This window comes from Pseudomonas sp. SDO5591_S426 (genome assembly GCF_054070755.1).
Genome location: NZ_JBSVXD010000117.1, coordinates 1 through 17,825, shown reverse-complemented (window position 1 = coordinate 17,825; position 17,825 = coordinate 1). Strand labels below are relative to the sequence as shown.

The window sequence follows — 17,825 nt, the reverse complement described above, 5'->3', positions numbered from 1 at the left end:
GATCTTGTCTTTAAAAAAGCAAAGTCAAAAGATCGCAGCCTCGTTTCACTCGACAGCTCCTACAGGGGGTTAGCGGTAGTCAGAAGGACTTGCTGACGCTCGCCACCACTGTCGCACTGCACACATCATCGAAGCCCCAGTTACTGGCGCACTGGCTTTTCGACAAATCGGTATCGATGTAACTCAGTCCGAGCATCACCCCGGCCAACTCGTGAGTCAGTTTGACCTCCCATTCACGGTAAGAGTCTTCGGCCTCACCCGAGCGTGAGTAAAGGTGCGGGTCCTTGAAATCCATGTCGCCGTAACGCAGCTTCAGGCCCACGCCGTAAGGCAACTCGGTTTCATAACCGACATAGCTGTAGAGCGAGTTCTGTTCGCTGTCGATACCCGGCGCGTCGGCGGAGTAATAGGCCGCCAGTTTTACCCCGTAGACGCTGAGAATGCCGTAGGCCTCGCTTTGATTGAACTGACTCTCCTTCGGATACGAATACTTGAGATAGCCGAGGTCAAGGCTGACGTCATCGGTGGCCTGCCACAGCCAACCGGCGTAGTAATCGACTTCCTGGCGGGTTTTCAGGCCGCCGCCAAAGTCGACGTTGGATGTCCACGCGCCCAGGTACAGGCCACTGCTGTGGGCCAGGGTCATGCCAAATTGAATGGTCGGGTCGTTCTGGGTCTGCGAGATGCCGCGGGTGCGGTAGTCGCTGGCCAGGGTTGCATCCAGCAACAGTGAGAAATCATCGTTCAAGGTGATGGCCTGGCTGCTCAAGGGCAGCAAAGTCAAGGAACCGAGGGCGATCAGGGTGAAGGCTTTCATGGGTTACGTCCCGTTATTGTGATTGTTATGGGCAGATTTGAGACAAGGCTGCGCCGGGCCTCATGTCGAAGAACACAAGGTCGGGCAGCGGGGTGGTTGCAGTTTTTGTTAGAGAGTCGGTGCGTAGACTTGGCGACCGGCGAACCAGGTTTGCAGCACTTGGGTGTCGTGCAGGGCTTTCTCGTCGACGCTGAACACGTCGCGGTCGAGAACGATGAAGTCAGCCTGTTTGCCGGCGCTCAGAGAGCCGATGGTTTTGTCCAGGCCAATGGTGCGCGCCGCGTTGAGGGTGTAGGCGTAGAACATGGTTTCGCGGTCGATGCGTTCATCGGCGTTGAGCACACCCAAAGGGCCGACCCGCGTCATGGCCTGGGCCATGGCATTGAACGGATTCGGCGACGACACCGGCCAGTCGCTGGCACCGGCGATGGTCGCGCCCTGTTTGAGCAACGAGTGCGCCGGGTACTGGTAACGGAACGCCAGGGCGCTGACGTAAGGCTTGATCATGTCCGTGGTGTAGTCGTCGGCGCTGGCCCAGAGCAGTTGCATCGAGGCGATGACGTCGAGCGGCTTGAACCGGGCGAATTCTTTCGGGTTGACCATTTGCAGGTGAGTGACGGAGTGGGTTACGCCGCTCTGCCGGTCCTTGCGCGCCTGTTCGATACCGTTAAGCGATTCACGCACCGCGCGGTCGCCGATGGCGTGGATGTGCACCAGCCAGCCCCGCTGGTCGATGGCGCTGACCAGCTCACCGAAGTGTTTTGGATCGATCAGCAATTCGCCCTGTTTGTGCGAGTTGCTGTAGGGGTCGATCATCGCCGCGCTTTGCGCCGGGTACTCGATCACGCCGTCGGCGAAAATCTTGATGCCGGGCAGCGTCAGGTTGGGGATGCCCTGAAATTGTTGGCGGACCTTGTCCAGGGTGTCGAGGTCGGCGGGCACGCTTTTCGAGTTGGCCACCAGCAGCGCCGCGACGTGGGCGGTCATGCCGCCACTTTCGGCCAGCGCCTTGTACACCGGCAGCACGCCGACGGTTTTTTCCGTGGGTTTGAGGGCGAACACCGGTTCGCCCGGCGCAGCGTTGGCGGCGGGGTCCATCCACGCGGTAATGCCGACGCTGTTGTTGTAGCTCACGGCGGTTTGCGCAGCCTTGAGCATGTCGGCAGCGCTCGGCGCCGGCATTTTCGAGGCGACCCGGTCCCAACCGGCGTCTACCAGAAAGCCGTTGGGCCTGCCGTCCTTGAGCTTGCCGATGGTGCCGTCTTCAGCCGTCGGCAATGACTTGAGCAGCGCAGCATCGACCCCGGCGCGCTTGAGCATCACGTCATTGGCCCAGGCCGTGTGGTGGTCGCTGCCGATAAATACAACGGGCACACTGGCCCATTCGCCGCTGTTGAATTTCTTGCCCAACGCTTCGGCCTGAGCCCAGTACGCCGAACTCATGCCGGCAATGCTGAGCACGTCGCCGTGCTTCGCCGTACCGTCATCGCGCCAGGTGCGCAGGCGTTTTTCCAGTTCGTCGAGCTCGACCACTTCATCGGCCATGTTGGCCGAGACCATTTCCAGGCCACCGAAAATCGCGTGGGAGTGGCTGTCGATCAGGCCGGGCATCAAGGTCTTGCCCTGCAGATCGATGACCTTGGTTCCAGATTCGATCAAGGCCTTGATCTGCGCATCGCTGCCCACTTGCAGCACTTTGCCGTCCTGCACCGCCAGTGCCTGAACCTTGGGCTGGCTGCGGTCGGCGGTGAAGATCTTGCCGTTTAACAACACCAGGTCAGTCGCCGCCATGGCTTCCAACGAGGCAAAACTCACAGCGGCCATCAAGAGATTCGGGATGAATCTTTTCATTGAATGTTTCCTTGTTATTGCGTCTGATGGCCAGATTAGTGGCTTGTCGCGCTCGGCAGAACGCCTCGCTCACGAAAAACGTTTTTGCCTGAATGGAAAAAGTATGGACAAGCTGGGTGCATTGAAAATGTTCGTGGTCACGGCGCAACTGGGCAGTTTCAGTCGCGCCGCCGAGCAATTGGGCAAGACCCCGTCGGCGCTGACCAAAGCGGTCAATCACCTGGAGGCGGAGCTCGGCGCGCGTTTATTCGAACGCAGCACTCGGCGGATTTTGCTGACAGAATCCGGGCGGCTTTATCTGGAAACCGCGCGCCAGGTATTGCAGCGGCTGGACGAGGCCGGCGAGGAAATCGAGCAGTTGCAGCATGGTTTGCGCGGCAGCCTGAAAATCACTGCGCCACTGGCTTATGGGCAGGCTTTTCTCGATCAGGTCTGTGGCGGTTTTCTTGAGCAGTATCCGCAGATCAACCTGCAAGTGGACTTGTGCGACGAGTTCGTCAATCTGCTTGAGAGCGGCTACGACCTGGCCTTGCGTGAAGGCCACGACGATTTGCCGGGGCTGATCGCCCGCGTGGTCGGCAGCAATCGCCTGGCACTGTGCGGCAGCCCGGAATACCTGGCGCGCAAGGGCTTGCCGGTCACCCCGCAAACCCTTGATGACCACGAGTGGTTGCTGTATCGCCATCCGTTGCTGAGTCGCGAATTCTGGTGGGCCGAGCGTGACGGGCAGCGCCTGAGTCTGCCGCAACCCCTGGCACCGCGCCTGCGCAGCGACAATTACGACTTGTTGCTGGCCAATGCCCTGGCCGGGCGCGGCTTGCTGCACACGCCGCTGTGGAGCGCCGCGCCGTACATCGCCGATGGGCGATTGGTGCGGGTCATGGCCGACTACGACATCGATCCGGACAGCTTCGGTCCGTACATTCTGGCGGTGTACCCGAGCCATCGACGGGCCACGGCCAAGGTGTTGGCGTTCATCGATTACATCGCAGGGTTTTTGGCGTCACGTGGGTTGAGCTGATTGGCGGTCCTTGCCAGGAAAACGCCAAAAGAGTACAAATGTACTCCATGACGACTCTTACTCCCCGCCGTACCGCCATCCTGACCTTCATCCGCGAGCGCATCGCCGAACACGGTCAGTCCCCGAGCCTCGCTGAAATCAGCGAGGCGTTCGGCTTCGCCTCCCGCAGCGTGGCGCGCAAGCATGTGCTGGCGCTCACCGAAGCCGGGTTTATCGAGGTCAACCCGCATCAGGCCCGGGGCATTCGTCTGCTCGGGCAACCGCCGCGCCCCGAACTGCTGGACATCCCGGTACTCGGCCGGGTGGCGGCCGGTGCACCGATCGGTGCCGATGCCGAAATCCATAGCCGCTTGCTGCTCGATCCGTCGATTTTCTCGCGGGTGCCGGACTACATGCTGCGGGTGCGCGGCGACTCGATGATCGAGGACGGCATTCTCGATGGCGATCTGGTGGGCGTGCATCGCAGCCCCGAGGCGGTCAACGGCCAGATCGTTGTGGCGCGACTCGACGGCGAAGTCACCATCAAGCGCTTCGAGCGGGTCGGTGACACGGTTCGCCTGTTGCCGCGCAACCCGGCTTATCAGCCGATCATCGTCGAAGCCGACCGGGACCTCGCTATCGAAGGGGTGTTCTGCGGTCTGGTGAGGCAAGGCTGATGGGCGCCGTCGTTGCGTTGGATACGCTGTTCAATGGCGGCCAGGTCTGGAAGGGCCGGCCTGCGCCGCCGGCCGTCAGCCCGCAACCCTCCGGGCATGCCACGCTGGATGCGGCGCTGCCCACCGGTGGCTGGCCCGAGGCGGCGCTGACGGAAATCCTGCTGAGCGGGCAGGGCGTCGGAGAATTGCAATTGGTGTGGCCGGCGCTGGCGCGGCTGTCGGCGGCGGGTGAGCGCATCGTGCTGGTGGCGCCGCCTTACGTGCCGTACCCCCAGGCCTGGCAGAACGCCGGGGTCGATCTGCGGCAGTTGTCGATCATTCAGGCCAGCGAGCGCGATGCGCTGTGGGCGGCGGAGCAATGCCTGCGTTCGGGCAGTTGCGGCGCGGTGCTTTGCTGGCCGCACAAGGCCGATGATCGCGCCTTGCGTCGTTTGCAGGTGGCGGCGGAAACCGGCCAGACCCTGGCGTTCGCCTATCGCTCGCTCAGTGAAGCGATCAACCCGTCGCCCGCGGCCCTGCGCATCGCCATCGATGCCAAGCCTGCGCAACTGCGGGTACTCAAGTGCCGGGGCGGGTTGGCCCGTTCGGCGCCGATTGCCTTCGCCGTGGGGCATTGAGGTTGCCATGCGCTGGGTCTGTATTCTTTTTCCGCAATTGGCGCTGGACGCGGTACTGCGTCAGCGCACCGATCCCGATGAGCCATTGGCGCTGCTGACCGGTCCGGCCCAACGCCGGGTGTTGCAGGCGGTCAACGGCCCGGCGCGGGAACTGGGCTTACGCCCCGGCCAGTCCATGAGCGCCGCGCAGGCCTTGAGCAAAGGCTTTGCCACCGCCGAGTACGACGCCGCTCAAATCGAACACTGGCAGCAGTTTCTGGCCGCTTGGGCCTATCGGTTCAGCGCTCAGGTCAGCGTGCATTACCCACGGGCACTGGTGTTCGAGATCGAGTCCAGCCTCGGTTTGTTCGGCAATTGGTCGCAGTTCGAGGCGCGCTTGCGTCGCGAACTCGGCGAACTGGGTTTTCGCCATCGCATCGTTGCTGCGCCCAATCCGGTGGCGGCACGAGTGCTGACCAACGCCTATGACGGTCTGGTGGTGCCCGACGATCAAGCCTTGCAGCATCACCTCGGGCAAATGCCCGTCGACCGCATCGGGCTGGAGGCCAATGTCGTGACGGCGTTGTCGCGCATGGGGCTGCGTACCTTGAGTCAGCTGCAGGCATTGCCCCGGCAGAGTTTGGCCCGGCGTTTCGAGGCCCAGGTGCTCAAGCATCTGGACGCCTTGCTCGGGGTGCGACGGCTGGCGCTGGCGTTTTATCTGCCGCCGGATCGCTTCGATGTGCGCATCGAACTCAATTTCGATGTGCAATCCCATCAGGCCTTGCTGTTTCCGCTGCGCCGATTGACCGGTGACCTGTCGGCGTTCCTGTGCGGGCGGGACAGCGGCGTGCAGCGTTTCGACCTGCACCTGGAGCACGCCGGATTGCCGGACACGGTCATCAAGGTCGGCCTGCTCAGCGCCGAGCGCGATCCGGCGATGCTGTTCGAACTGGCCCGGGGGCGGCTGGAGCAGGTTCAGGTCGAGGCGCCGGTACGCGGTTTTCGCCTGCGCGCCGAAGACTTGCCGGCCTTCGTGCCGCAGTGTCAGGAACTGTTCGACGACCGCCCGCAGCAGTCCTTGCCTTGGGAGCAACTGCGCGAACGCCTGCGCGCACGGTTGGGCGATGACGCGGTGCACGGCCTGCGGTTTCAGGCCGATCACCGACCCGAGTGCGCGTGGCAGGCCAGCGCAGATAGCCAGCCCTGTACGCGATTCCCGACCGTGCAGCGACCGGGCTGGCTGCTGACGGAACCGCTGGCGGTGCACGAAGGCTCGACCCGCATCCTCATGGGACCGGAACGTATCGAGTCCGGCTGGTGGGACGGTGATGATGTGCGCCGCGATTACTACCTGATCGAAACCCGTGCCGGCCAGCAGGGCTGGGCTTATCGGGCGGTGGGTGAAGACGGCCCGTTGTGGTTGCAGGGCTGGTTCGCATGAACGCCGAATATGCCGAGTTGCACTGCCTGTCGAACTTCAGTTTCCAGCGCGGCGCCTCCAGTGCCCTTGAGCTGTTTCAACGGGCGAAAAAACAGGGTTATCAAGCCCTGGCGATCACTGACGAATGCACCTTGGCCGGCATCGTCCGCGCCTGGCAAGCGGCGAAGTCCGTGGAGTTGCCGCTGATTATCGGCAGCGAGATTCGCATCGAGAGCGGTCCGAAACTGGTGCTGCTGGTCGAGAACCTTGAGGGTTACCAGACGCTGTGCCGACTGATCACCCGCGCCCGACGGCGCACGCAGAAAGGCCAGTATCAAATACTGCGCGATGACTTCAGCGAGCCGCTGCCGGGGCTGTTGGCGTTGTGGGTGCCGGACGCGGTCGATGATTTCGAGCAGGGCCATTGGCTGAAGCAGGTTTTCGCCGAACGCCTGTGGCTGGCGGTACAGTTGCATCGTGGCCAGGACGACACCCGGCGCCTCAATGATCTGCTGAGCCTGGCCCGGGAGCTGCAAATTACTCCGGTGGCCAGCGGCGATGTGCACATGCATGCGCGCGGGCGGCGTGCCTTGCAGGACACCATGACCGCGATCCGTCATCACCTGCCGGTGGCCGACGCCGGGTTGCGCTTGCACCCCAACGGCGAACGGCATCTGCGCAGCCTCGACGTTCTCTCCAGCCTGTACCCGCAAGCCTTGCTTGATGAAACGTTGGCGATTGCCCGGCGTTGCACGTTCGACCTCGACCAGTTGCGTTATCAGTATCCACGAGAGCTGGTGCCTGATGGACATACGGCCACGTCGTGGCTGAGTCATTTGACCGAGGAGGGCATTCGCGCGCGCTGGCCGCAAGGTGCGAGTGAGAAGGTGCGCGGACTGATCGACAAGGAACTGGGACTGATCGCCGAGCTGGGCTATGAGAGTTATTTCCTTACGGTCCAGGACATTGTCGCCTTCGCTCGGCGCGAAAAAATTCTTTGTCAGGGCCGAGGCTCGGCGGCTAACTCTGCGGTGTGCTTTGCCTTGGGCATTACCGAGATCGACCCCGACCGGATGAACATGTTGTTCGAGCGCTTTCTCTCCAGGGAACGCGATGAACCTCCGGATATTGATGTGGATTTCGAGCACGAACGCCGCGAAGAAGTCTTGCAGTATGTGTTCCAGCGCTATGGCCGGACCCGCGCGGCACTGACCGCCGTGGTCAGCACCTACCACGCGGCCGGCGCTGTGCGCGATGTGGCCAAGGCGCTGGGTTTGCCCCCGGATCAGATCAATGCCCTGGCTGATTGCTGTGGTCACTGGAGCGATGAAACTCCGCCCGTGGAACGTCTGCGTGAAGGTGGGTTCGATCCCGAGAGCCCGGTGCTGCGTCGGGTGTTGAGTTTGACCCAACAGTTGATCGGGTTTCCCCGGCACCTGTCCCAGCACCCCGGTGGTTTCGTGATTTCCGAGCATCCGCTGGACAGTCTGGTACCGGTGGAAAACGCCGCCATGGCCGAGCGCACCATCATCCAGTGGGACAAGGACGATCTGGATGCGGTCGGTTTGCTCAAGGTGGATATCCTCGCGTTAGGCATGCTCAGCGCGATTCGTCGTTGTTTCGATTTGCTGCGTCGTCATCGCAATCTGGACTTGAGCCTGGCGTCGATCCCCTCCGAAGACTCGTTGACCTACGACATGATTGGCCGCGCCGACACCGTCGGCGTGTTCCAGATCGAATCACGGGCGCAAATGTCGATGCTGCCCAGGCTCAAGCCGCGCAAGTTCTATGACCTGGTGATCGAGGTGGCCATCGTTCGCCCCGGGCCAATTCAGGGTGGCATGGTGCATCCGTACCTGCGTCGCCGAAACAAGGAAGAACTCGAAAGCTATCCGTCAGAAGAGTTGCGGGAGGTGTTGAAGCGTACCCTCGGCGTCCCTTTGTTCCAGGAACAAGTGATGCAGATCGCGATTGTCGCCGCCGACTACAGCCCCGGCGAAGCGGATCAGCTGCGCCGCTCCATGGCCGCGTGGAAACGCCACGGCGGGCTCGAACCGCACAAGGAACGCCTGGCAGCGGGGATGAAGAAAAAAGGCTATACCGCAGACTTCGCCACACAGATTTTCGAGCAGATCAAAGGCTTCGGCAGTTACGGTTTTCCCGAATCCCACGCCGCCAGTTTTGCCTTGCTGACCTACGCCAGTTGCTGGTTGAAATGCCATGAACCGGCAGCGTTCGCTTGTGCGCTGATCAATAGCTGGCCCATGGGTTTCTACAGCCCGGACCAGATCCTGCAGGACGCACGCCGTCATCATTTGCAAATTCGCCCGGTGGACGTGCGGGCCAGCGACTGGGATTGCAGCCTGGAGCCGATCACCGGTGCGCAACCGGCGATTCGCATGGGCCTGCGCATGATCAAGGGCTTTCGCGAGGACGATGCCCGACGCATCGAGGCGGCGCGCTCCAGAGGCGCGTTTGCCGACATCGCCGACCTCGGCGAACGGGCCCGACTCGATGCCCGCGCCCAGGAGCAACTGGCCGATGCCGGTGCGCTGCGCGGATTGGCCGGTGATCGTCATCGGGCGCGCTGGGAAGTGGCGGGGGTGCAAAAACAGCTTGGGTTGTTCGCCGGGCTGCCGAGCCAGGAAGAGGGTGCGATCGCGCTGCCCAAACCCACTGTCGGCGAAGACCTGCGGGCCGACTACGCCAGCGTCGGCACCACCCTCGGGCCGCATCCGCTGGCGTTGTTGCGCGCTGAATTGAAAGCCCGGCGTTGCCGCAGTTCGAAGGAGTTGCTGGAGGTCGAGCACGGACGACCGGTCAGCGTCGCGGGGCTGGTGACCGGTCGACAACGGCCGGGCACCGCCAGTGGTGTGACCTTCGTCACCCTGGAAGACGAGTTCGGCAACGTCAACGTGGTGGTGTGGCGCGACCTGGCCGATCGGCAGCGAAAGGTACTGGTCGGCTCGCAGTTGCTCAAGGTTGATGGGCGTTGGGAGAAGGAGGGCGAGGTTCGGCACCTGATTGCCGGGCGCTTGAGCGACTTGAGTCCGCTGCTCGATGGCATCAGCGTGCGCAGCCGGGATTTCCACTGAAACACGCATTTCCCTGTAGGAGCTGCCGAAGGCTGCGATCTTTTGGCTGCCTTGAAATACCGAAGATCACGATCAAAAGATCGCAGCCTTCGGCAGCTCCTACAGAGATCACATACGTTTTATTTGGCAATCGGCCAAAACCGCTCGCCACCCCCAGGCGCATCCGTCCACGCCTGCAACGACCGCGTCGGCAAATCGAAGTAATCCCGCGTACGCGCATAACCATGCCCGCCCATTCGACCGATCGCATCAAGCCCCAGTTGATCGATGTACAGGGTTTTGGGATCGATCAATTCATCGCGCACATGAGCCATCAGCACTTCGCCGAAGATGATCTCCCGGGATTGGCCGATGTTCAGCGCCATCATCCGTCGGCATTCCAGCGCAACCGGGGCTTCGCCGATGCGTGGGCATTTGACCGTGGTGCCGGGGATGGCGGTGAGGCCGGCGGCGGTCAGCTCATCGAAGCCGGGCGCGAAGGGCACGGCGCAGACGTTCATGGCTTCCACCAACGCATCGCTGACGATGTTCACGGTAAATTCCTGGTTGAGTTGGATGTTGCGCGTGGTGTCCTTGGGACTCTGGTCGCCGTAGTTTTCCACGCCCAGCGCAAGAATCGGCGGATCGGCCGAGAGCGCGTTGAAGAAGCTGAACGGCGCGGCATTGATGCGGCCTTCACCGTCGATGGTGGTGACGAGGGCAATCGGTCGTGGCACCACGCTGCCGATCAGAATCTTGTATTTGTCCCGTGGGCTCAGTTGGCTGAAGTCGAAGCTTTGCATGGGCAGAATCTCTAAAGAAGTGGATCAATCGCGCTCAGTGGCGCTTGCGCGCTGTAGTCGTCGGCGAACGGGATGGCCGGTTGGAAAAGACTTTTCCAGTCCGGTTGGCCGAAGGCCCGGTCGCTGTGGCTGCGCATCAGTTTTTCGAATTGCTGTTGGGCCTGGCGTTGCAGGGCCGGGTAGTCGATACCGTTGACCTGACCGTTGTGCATGACGCAGCGGCCGTCGATGAAACTGGCGATGCAGTCATCACCGCGCCCGGCCAGCACGAGGTTTTTCAGTGGATCGAACAGCGGCCCCAGGTGCAGGCCGCGCAGGTTGAACACGGTGATGTCGGCTTTTGCTCCCGGCGCCAGACGCCCAAGGTCGTCGCGACCCAGCGCTTTAGCGCCGCCGAGGGTGGCGGCGTTGTACAGGTCCAGCGTGCTGGTCAGTGAATTGCCACCCTCCATCAACCGGGCGATGTTCAGACCCTGACGCATGTTTTCCAGCAGATCTGCCGGCCAGGTATCGGTGCCCAGTGCGAAGTTGATGCCCTTGGCCCGATAGCGACCAAACGAGTTCAGCGCCTCGCCGTCCCGGGCAAACACTACCGGGCAATGCACCAGGCTCGCGCCGCCATCCACCAGCCGTTGCAGGTCGCCATCGCCACGGGTGTAGATGCCGTGGGGCAACAAGCTGCGTGGAGTCAGCAGGTCCAATTGCTGCAACCAACCCAGTGGGGAAACACCGCGCAACTGCTCGACCGTCGCCACTTCGCCGAGACCCTGGCAGCAATGTAAACGCATCGGCGCGTTGAGTTCCCGGCTCAGCGCGGCGGTACGTTGAAGCAAAGCGGGCGTGCAGGTCTGGATGCGATCGGGCAACAGCGTGCCGCGAATCAAATCATGGTGAGAACCGTCGAAATCCCGGAAAAACCGCTCGGCCGCGTCGAGCCCTGCCATGCCCCGGGCTTCATCCCAGTGGTGGGCCAGCGTGCCGTCGACCTGCCAGTAACTCATGCCGCTCATGTAGCAGGGGCCGAGGTACGTGCGCAGCCCCAGTTCCGCCGCCACATCGGCGACTGCGGCAAATTCATCGTAGGTTTCCGCCCACTCGCGGTAGTACATCGAGGTGATCGGCATGGCCGTGGTGATGCCGTTACGGATCAACTGTGTGAAGGCGTAGCGGTATTTGAAGACTTCTTCGTCGGGGCTATAGCTTTCCCGTGAGCCGCGCGCCAGATACTCCGCCGACCACATCCGGCCCATCTCGCGCTCGTCGCCGTTGTCCAGGGTCAGCACCGTGGAGTCGAGATCGCCCAGTGCATCCAGATCGATGAATCCCGGACCGATCAACGCGTTGCCGTAGTCGATCCACTGATCCACCGGGCCTGCATAACAGCGCCCGACGAACTCAATGCGCGAACCTTCGAAGACCACTTCGCCGTCGCGCCACAAAACATGCTGCGCACCGTCGAAGCCGACCACGCAGCTGGCCCGTAAGCCGATGCGTTTCACAGGCGACTGTCCAGCAAACGACCACCGGCCGCAATCAACTGCCCACCGCGATAAACCTGGCGCAGCGGCCGCGAGACAACCGCTTCACCGAGCGTCTGAACCGGCATCAACAAGAAGTCCGCTGACCGGCCGATTTCTACGCCATACCCGTCACAACCCAGTGCGCGAGCGCCATTGACAGTCGCTGCGTCGAAGGCCGCCGCCAGTTCTTCGTCCTTGTTCAAATCGAAACGGAACGCCAGCAACATTGCCCGCTCCAGCATGTCGCCGTTACCCATCGGCGACCAGGCATCGCGAATGCCGTCGGAACCCAGACACACGTTCACGCCGGTTTCGCGCAGGGCAAGAAACGGCGGCACTGCGCAATCGGCCGGGGCAGAGCTCATCAGCGAAATACCCAGCGCCGCCAAGCGCTCAGCCACCGGTTTGACCTGACTCCACGGCAGCATGCCGAGGCAGTACGCGTGACTGATCATCACTCGGCCCTGAAGCGTGAATCGCTCGGTGTAATCGGCGATCAACGCGATCTGCCACAGGCCCAGCTCACCCTTGTCGTGCAGGTGAATGTCGACGCCTCGGTCGAACTCGCTGGCCAGTTTGAACACGAAATCCAGTTGTGCGACGGGATCGTTGTCGATGCCGCACGGGTCCAGTCCACCGACGTTTTCCACGCCCAGAGCCATGGCTTCGCGCATCAATTCGGCGGTGCCGGGACGGCTGATCAGGCCGGTTTGCGGGAACACCACCAGTTGCAGGTCGATCAGGTCGCGATATTTTTCCCGCAGTTGCTGCATGGCCTCGACGTGACGCAGGCCGAACTCCGGGTCGATGTCGACATGGCAGCGCATGGTCAGCGAACCCCGGGCGATGCAGTTTTCCAGCAGCGCGCCGGCCCGTTGCGCAATCGGTGTGGTGACTTCGCGCAGAATGCGCCGCTCATTGGCGATATAGTCCTTGAGAGTGGGCCCGGCGCTGTTCGGGCGCCAGGGTTGGCCCCAGAGGGTTTTGTCCAGGTGCACGTGGCTTTCCACCAAGGCCCCGGTGAGCAGTTGGTTCTGGCCGTCGATGTCGGTGGCGAGCAGCTCGGTGGTCGAGGCCGGGCGGCGCTGGGTGAATCGGCCGTTTTCGATCAGCAGGTCTTCGGCGGGTGCGCCGTAAGGGCGCACATTGCGTAGCCAGCGGGGTTGGGTCATACAAACCTCAAATTTGTGTTGTCTGGGAGGGCCTCATCGCTGGCAAGCCAGTTCCCACAGGGTTTGGGGGGTGTTCACAAAATGTGTGATCCACACAAATCACTGTGGGAGCTGGCTTGCCGGCGATGGCCGCGACTCGGTCTCGGATCAGCCCTTGAGCTTCGCCCAGATCCGGTCCTGCAACTCCCGCGCCTTGTTGCTGCATTCCTTCTCGGGACGCAGGCGCGAGGCGAATTCGTCGGGCATGTTGATGGCGTCCATCACTCGCCATTTGGCGTCGATCAGCTTGTCGCTCTGGATGCCGTTGTCGTAGGCGATGGCGTTGGACACGGCGGCGGCGTTTTCCGGCTTCATCATCCAGTCGATGAAGATCTTGGCGTTGCCGGGGTGCGGCGCGCTTTTCGGTACGGCGAAGTTGTCCTGGAACATCGCCAGTCCTTCCTTCGGATACACGTACTTGATCGTGCTCTTCTGCAAGGTGGCCCGCGCGGTAGAACCGTTCCAGTTCTGCATCATGATCACTTCACCGGAGGCCATGCGGTCGACGGTGTTGTCCGAGCTGTACATCTTCAGGAACGGTTTCTGTTTTTGCAGCAGTTCGAGAATGCGCTTGGCGTCCTGCGGGTTTTCGCTGCATTCGTCGACATTCAGGTAATGGCTGGCGGCGTTGATCACGCTGCTGGACGTGTCGAGGGCGGCGAGCTGACCTTGCAGTTCCTTGCGCGGTTCGAAGAACTCTTTCCACGAGTCGTCGAGCTTACCGCCAGGCACCCGCGCGCTGTCATAGGAGAACCCGGTGGTGCCCCACAGGTACGGCGCCGAGAACTTGCGGCCGGGGTCGAAGCTCGGGTCGCGGAAGGCTGGTTTGACGTACTGGAAGTTGGGCAGGGCGGACGCGTCGATTTCCAGCAGCAGGTTCTGGTTGATCAGGGTGCGCATGATCGATTGCGACGGCACGATCACGTCATACGCAGCGCCGCCGGCCTGCAATTTGGCCAGCAGGGTTTCGTTGCTGTCGTAGCCATCCATGGTGACCTTGATCCCGGTCTCCTTTTCGAACTTGGCCAGCAGCTCGACCGGGTAGTAGTCGGTCCAGTTGTAGAAGAACAGTTCCTTGGGCTCGGCGGCCTGGGCGGTGAAAACGGTAAAGCAACTGAGGGCCAGACCGGCGACACCGTAACCAATATTTTTCAGTTTCATGCAAGAACGCTCCAGACTCATTGTTGTTTGCCGCGCTGTCCCAGCCAGAAGGCCAGCACCACCAGCACGATGGAAATCACCAGCATCAGGGTCGAAATCGCGTTGATCTCCGGCGTCACACCGGCCTTGATCGCCGAGAAGATGTACACCGGCAAGGTTGTCGAACCGGGCCCGGCGACGAAGAAGGTCATGATGAAATCGTCGAGGCTGACCACGAACGCCAGCACCGAACCGGACAGCACCGCCGGCCACAGCAACGGCAGTGTCACCCGGCGAAACACCTGCCACGGATTGGCGTACAGGTCGTTCGCCGCTTCCAGCAGGCTTTTGTCCAGGTCATTGAGCCGCGCACGGATCGGCAGGTAAGCGAAGGGGATGCAGAAGCCGATGTGGGCGATGATCACCGTCAGCAAACCGAGCTTGATCCCCAGCGCCATGAACAGCAGCAGGGTGGCCACGGCGGTGACGATCTCCGGCAGGATCAACGGCAGGTTGATTCCGCCCTCGACCATTTTCTGCCCGTAGAACGGCCGGTAGGTCGCCAGCGCCGCGAGCAATGCAATCGCCGTGGCGCAGACCGTGGCGATGCTGGCGACGATGATCGAGTTCAGCGCCGCCGTCTGGATCGACGGGTTGGCCAGGATTCGTCCGTACCAGTCGAACGAGAACTCGGTCCACACCGTCGCCGAGCGGTTGGCGTTGAAGCTGTAGGCGATGAGCACGAAGATCGGCAGGTACAGATAGGCCAGGATCAGCAGACTGACTTCGCGGGTCAGCGGCAGTTTTTTCAGGTGCAGGGCGATCATGCTTGGGCTCCCCGACGCAGGGTCTTGGCGGCATTGCGGCTATAGAGGGCGTAGAGCACCAGGGACACCAACATGATCCCCAGCAACAGGAACGACAGCGAACTGCCCAGCGGCCAGTTGCGTGCCGTGCCGAATTGCTGCTGGATCAGGTTGCCGATCATCAAGGTCTTGCCGCCGCCGAGAATCGCCGGGGTGATGAAGGCACCGAGGCTCGGCACGAACACCAGCAGGGAGCCGGCAATCACTCCCGGCATCGACAGCGGCAGGATGATCCGGCGCAACGCTTGCCAGCGGTTGGCACCGAGGTCGTAGGCCGCTTCCACCAGGCGCCAGTCGAGTTTTTCCAGGGTCGAATAGATCGGCAGAATCATGAACGGCAGGAAGCTGTAGACCAGCCCGACGCTGACCGCGAAGTCGTTGTAGAGCAGGGTGATGCCACCGGCCTGGGGCAGCAGCGCGTTGAGGCTTTGGGCGACCCAGCCGTGTTCACGCAGGATGATCAGCCACGCGTAGTTGCGGATCAGCAGGTTGGTCCAGAACGGAATGGTGATCAGCAACACCATCAGGTTGCGTCGGCGCGGTGTCAGGCTCGACATCCACAACGCCACCGGAAAACCGAACAGGAAACACAACACCGTGGTGCCACCGGCCTGGAACACCGAACGCAGCAGCGCCTGGGCGTAGACCCAGTTCAGCTCCAGTTCGCCGTCGAAACCTTCCTGGAAAAACAGCTGCACGTAGCTTTGCAATTGCCAGTTGGCCTGCCAGTCGACGCCGCCGTAGACGTTGCGCGGCAACAGGCTGATGTAGCCCATGATGCCAAGCGGAATGGCTATCAAGGCCAACAGGGTCAGGACCACCGGGCTGAGTAACAGCGCGCGGTTGAGGGCTGGGGAAGTGCTGCTGACGCTCATCTCAGGCCTCCATCAACAGGCAGGCGTGGGGCGGCAGGTTGACCGCGACGCGATCACCGACCACCCGACCGTGGTTCAGGCCTTCGTTGTTCTCGCGCAGCATGACCTTGATGTCGTTGTTCAACCGGCATTGATAAAGCGTCGCGGTGCCGACATACAGCACGGCTTCGATCACGCCGCGCAGGTGATGCGGCTGCGTCGGGTCAACCAGTTGTGAACGTTCGGGACGAAACGCCAGTTGCACCCGCGAACCGTCGAAGCCTTGCGGCGGGCAGGGGATTTCCACCGGCATGCCGTTGGGCACGAAGAGGTTTTCGTTTTGCTGGCCGCGCTTGAGGTGGCCTGGGAGGAAGTTGATGTCGCCAATGAATTGCGCGACGAACTGGTGCTGCGGCCGCTCGTAGATCTCGTTGGGCGTGCCGATCTGCAGGATCTTGCCGGCGGACATCACGGCGATGCGATCGGACAGGGTCAGGGCTTCTTCCTGATCGTGGGTGACGAAAATGAACGTGATCCCGGCTTCTTTCTGCACGCGCTTGAGTTCAACCTGCATTTCCTTGCGCAGCTTGAGGTCCAGCGCCGACAGCGGTTCATCCAGCAACAGCACTTTCGGTTTCGGCGCCAAAGCCCGGGCCAGAGCCACGCGCTGCTGTTGTCCGCCGGACAGTTCGGCCGGTTTGCGCTTGGCCAGGTGTTGCATTTGCACCAGCGCGAGCATTTCATCGACACGCTGCGGAATCAGTTTGCGTTCAAGACCCTGCATCTCGAGGCCGAAGGCGATATTCTGCGCAACACTCATGTGCGGAAACAGCGCGTAGCTCTGGAACACCGTGTTGACCCGGCGCTTGAACGGCGGCAAATCGTTGACCGGTTCACCGGCCAGACGAATCTCACCCTCGCTGACATGTTCGAAGCCGGCGATGGTGCGCAACAGGGTGGTTTTGCCGCAGCCGGAGGGGCCGAGCAGGGTGAAGAATTCGTTGTCGGCAATGTCGGCAGACACGTTGTCCAGCGCCGGGGCCAGTCCCGGATCGTCGGAATACCGCTTTGAGACGTTTCGCACTTCAATTGCAACTGGATGACCCATAATGGTGCATTCCTCTAATTATTGTATGCAAAATCTGGATGCAATTTAGAAATACCCGGATTAACCTGCTCGTGCAAGCCCCTTTTTCAATGGCTGTTCATCCGCCAGGGTTGGTTGCACAGGGCACAAGGAGTTGATGAATGACGGAAAAGAAACTGGAAACCACGGTCGACCGCGTCTACCAAGGGGTTTACGAGGCGATCAGCAAACGCTCGCTGCGTCCGGGGATGAAGCTCGGCGAAGCCTCGTTGGCCGAACTTTTCAATGTCAGCCGAACGTCGGTTCGCGCGGCGCTCAAGCAGTTGGAAGCCGATGGACTGGTCACCACCGAGCCCAATAAAGGTGCGTCGGTGTCGTTGCCGAGTGACGAAGAGATTCGTTCGCTGTTCGAAACCCGGCGCCTGATCGAGATCGGCATCGTCAGTGAGCTTTGCCGTCGTCGCGATACAGCGGTGACCCAGGATCTGCGCGATCACCTGCTGCTGGAGGACGAGGCGCATCAGAGCGGGGATCACGAACGGCTGATCCATTTGCTTGGTGAGTTCCATATCAAACTGGCCCGCAGCCTGAACAATCCGGTGCTGCTCGACTGGTTCCAGAAACTGATCTCCCGCGCCTCGCTGTACGCCGCTGCGCTGGATGACGACAGCCACGAAGCCTGCCGCGACGATGAACACCTGCGGCTGATCGAGTACATCGAGGCGGGCAACCAGAGCGCGGCGATTGAGCTGACTTGCATGCATTTGAATGGCATCGAGAAGGCGATTCTCGATGTGGCGGCGACTTTTAAAAGCAGCTACAACCCGCTCAAACACCTTATTGAGGTTTAGCCCACATCCCCTGTAGGAGCTGCCGCAGGCTGCGATCTTTTGACTTTGTTTTTTA

Annotated in this window: 15 protein-coding genes; 6 read left to right on the top strand and 9 right to left on the bottom strand. The window is 61.7% G+C overall.

The annotated features are described in order from the left end of the window. Nucleotides 1–79: 79 nt before the first annotated feature. Nucleotides 80–817 carry a TorF family putative porin gene (locus ACW9JC_RS20495; RefSeq protein ID WP_338581122.1) on the bottom strand — a complete coding sequence of 246 codons (738 nt, stop codon included), beginning with the start codon at nt 815–817 and terminating at the stop codon, nt 80–82. Nucleotides 818–925: 108 nt separating this feature from the next. Next, the gene (locus ACW9JC_RS20490) at nt 926–2,668 is read right to left on the bottom strand and encodes an amidohydrolase (RefSeq protein ID WP_457457190.1); all 1,743 of its coding nucleotides are present in this window, start codon (nt 2,666–2,668) and stop codon (nt 926–928) included. Between the two features lie 103 nt (nt 2,669–2,771). On the opposite strand from ACW9JC_RS20490, the gene ACW9JC_RS20485 reads away from it, so the two are divergent. From ACW9JC_RS20485 to ACW9JC_RS20465, 5 genes are read left to right on the top strand one after another with little or no spacing between them, the layout of a single operon-like run. Next, the gene (locus tag ACW9JC_RS20485; RefSeq protein WP_457457188.1) at nt 2,772–3,689 is read left to right on the top strand and encodes a LysR substrate-binding domain-containing protein; all 918 of its coding nucleotides are present in this window, start codon (nt 2,772–2,774) and stop codon (nt 3,687–3,689) included. A 38-nt stretch (nt 3,690–3,727) separates the two neighbouring features. Further along, complete coding sequence (lexA, locus tag ACW9JC_RS20480) at nt 3,728–4,345, top strand: transcriptional repressor LexA (RefSeq protein WP_457457186.1); 618 nt, start codon at nt 3,728–3,730, stop codon at nt 4,343–4,345. Next, nucleotides 4,345–4,962, top strand: a complete 618-nt coding sequence (imuA, locus tag ACW9JC_RS20475; protein ID WP_457457184.1) for a translesion DNA synthesis-associated protein ImuA — start codon at nt 4,345–4,347, stop codon at nt 4,960–4,962. Before lexA ends, imuA begins: the two co-directional genes overlap by 1 nt. Before the next feature lie 7 nt (nt 4,963–4,969). Further along, on the top strand, nt 4,970–6,385 hold the full coding sequence (locus tag ACW9JC_RS20470) for a Y-family DNA polymerase (RefSeq protein WP_457457182.1): 1,416 nt from the start codon (nt 4,970–4,972) through the stop codon (nt 6,383–6,385). Then, nucleotides 6,361–9,459, top strand: a complete 3,099-nt coding sequence (locus ACW9JC_RS20465) for an error-prone DNA polymerase (protein WP_457457180.1) — start codon at nt 6,361–6,363, stop codon at nt 9,457–9,459. The genes ACW9JC_RS20470 and ACW9JC_RS20465 overlap by 25 nt, the downstream gene beginning before the upstream one ends. Before the next feature lie 119 nt (nt 9,460–9,578). Here the strand turns inward: ACW9JC_RS20465 and ACW9JC_RS20460 are convergent, their stop codons facing one another. The 7 genes from ACW9JC_RS20460 to ACW9JC_RS20430 all read right to left on the bottom strand — a co-directional run bounded on the left by ACW9JC_RS20460 (nt 9,579) and on the right by ACW9JC_RS20430 (nt 16,940). Continuing rightward, nucleotides 9,579–10,241: a flavin reductase family protein gene (locus tag ACW9JC_RS20460; protein ID WP_416126440.1), complete on the bottom strand. Its 663-nt coding sequence runs from the start codon at nt 10,239–10,241 to the stop codon at nt 9,579–9,581. Between the two features lie 11 nt (nt 10,242–10,252). After that, complete coding sequence (locus ACW9JC_RS20455) at nt 10,253–11,740, bottom strand: amidohydrolase family protein (RefSeq protein ID WP_457457177.1); 1,488 nt, start codon at nt 11,738–11,740, stop codon at nt 10,253–10,255. Then, nucleotides 11,737–12,933 (bottom strand): amidohydrolase family protein, encoded by a 1,197-nt coding sequence (locus tag ACW9JC_RS20450; RefSeq protein ID WP_457457175.1) that lies wholly within the window; start codon nt 12,931–12,933, stop codon nt 11,737–11,739. The genes ACW9JC_RS20455 and ACW9JC_RS20450 overlap by 4 nt, the downstream gene beginning before the upstream one ends. 147 nt (nt 12,934–13,080) lie before the next feature. Next, nucleotides 13,081–14,133: an extracellular solute-binding protein gene (locus ACW9JC_RS20445; protein WP_338581112.1), complete on the bottom strand. Its 1,053-nt coding sequence runs from the start codon at nt 14,131–14,133 to the stop codon at nt 13,081–13,083. A 17-nt stretch (nt 14,134–14,150) separates the two neighbouring features. Further along, the gene (locus ACW9JC_RS20440) at nt 14,151–14,939 is read right to left on the bottom strand and encodes an ABC transporter permease (protein ID WP_416126436.1); all 789 of its coding nucleotides are present in this window, start codon (nt 14,937–14,939) and stop codon (nt 14,151–14,153) included. Further along, nucleotides 14,936–15,853, bottom strand: a complete 918-nt coding sequence (locus ACW9JC_RS20435) for an ABC transporter permease (protein ID WP_457457173.1) — start codon at nt 15,851–15,853, stop codon at nt 14,936–14,938. Before ACW9JC_RS20435 ends, ACW9JC_RS20440 begins: the two co-directional genes overlap by 4 nt. Nucleotide 15,854: 1 nt before the next feature. Beyond that, nucleotides 15,855–16,940, bottom strand: a complete 1,086-nt coding sequence (locus tag ACW9JC_RS20430; protein ID WP_457457171.1) for an ABC transporter ATP-binding protein — start codon at nt 16,938–16,940, stop codon at nt 15,855–15,857. A 140-nt stretch (nt 16,941–17,080) separates the two neighbouring features. Here ACW9JC_RS20430 and ACW9JC_RS20425 point away from each other — a divergent pair, with 140 nt between their 5' ends. Next, the gene (locus ACW9JC_RS20425) at nt 17,081–17,770 is read left to right on the top strand and encodes a GntR family transcriptional regulator (protein ID WP_457457169.1); all 690 of its coding nucleotides are present in this window, start codon (nt 17,081–17,083) and stop codon (nt 17,768–17,770) included. The last annotated feature ends 55 nt before the right edge of the window (nt 17,771–17,825 follow it).

Coding starts and splice junctions, on each gene's coding strand:
- ACW9JC_RS20450 (WP_457457175.1), bottom strand. CDS start 12,933: ATGACCCAACCCCGCTGGCTACGCAATGTGCGCCCTTACGGCGCACCC.
- ACW9JC_RS20445 (WP_338581112.1), bottom strand. CDS start 14,133: ATGAAACTGAAAAATATTGGTTACGGTGTCGCCGGTCTGGCCCTCAGT.
- ACW9JC_RS20490 (WP_457457190.1), bottom strand. CDS start 2,668: ATGAAAAGATTCATCCCGAATCTCTTGATGGCCGCTGTGAGTTTTGCC.
- ACW9JC_RS20485 (WP_457457188.1), top strand. CDS start 2,772: ATGGACAAGCTGGGTGCATTGAAAATGTTCGTGGTCACGGCGCAACTG.
- ACW9JC_RS20460 (WP_416126440.1), bottom strand. CDS start 10,241: ATGCAAAGCTTCGACTTCAGCCAACTGAGCCCACGGGACAAATACAAG.
- imuA (WP_457457184.1), top strand. CDS start 4,345: ATGGGCGCCGTCGTTGCGTTGGATACGCTGTTCAATGGCGGCCAGGTC.
- ACW9JC_RS20495 (WP_338581122.1), bottom strand. CDS start 817: ATGAAAGCCTTCACCCTGATCGCCCTCGGTTCCTTGACTTTGCTGCCC.
- ACW9JC_RS20470 (WP_457457182.1), top strand. CDS start 4,970: ATGCGCTGGGTCTGTATTCTTTTTCCGCAATTGGCGCTGGACGCGGTA.
- ACW9JC_RS20425 (WP_457457169.1), top strand. CDS start 17,081: ATGACGGAAAAGAAACTGGAAACCACGGTCGACCGCGTCTACCAAGGG.
- ACW9JC_RS20430 (WP_457457171.1), bottom strand. CDS start 16,940: ATGGGTCATCCAGTTGCAATTGAAGTGCGAAACGTCTCAAAGCGGTAT.
- lexA (WP_457457186.1), top strand. CDS start 3,728: ATGTACTCCATGACGACTCTTACTCCCCGCCGTACCGCCATCCTGACC.
- ACW9JC_RS20440 (WP_416126436.1), bottom strand. CDS start 14,939: ATGATCGCCCTGCACCTGAAAAAACTGCCGCTGACCCGCGAAGTCAGT.
- ACW9JC_RS20435 (WP_457457173.1), bottom strand. CDS start 15,853: ATGAGCGTCAGCAGCACTTCCCCAGCCCTCAACCGCGCGCTGTTACTC.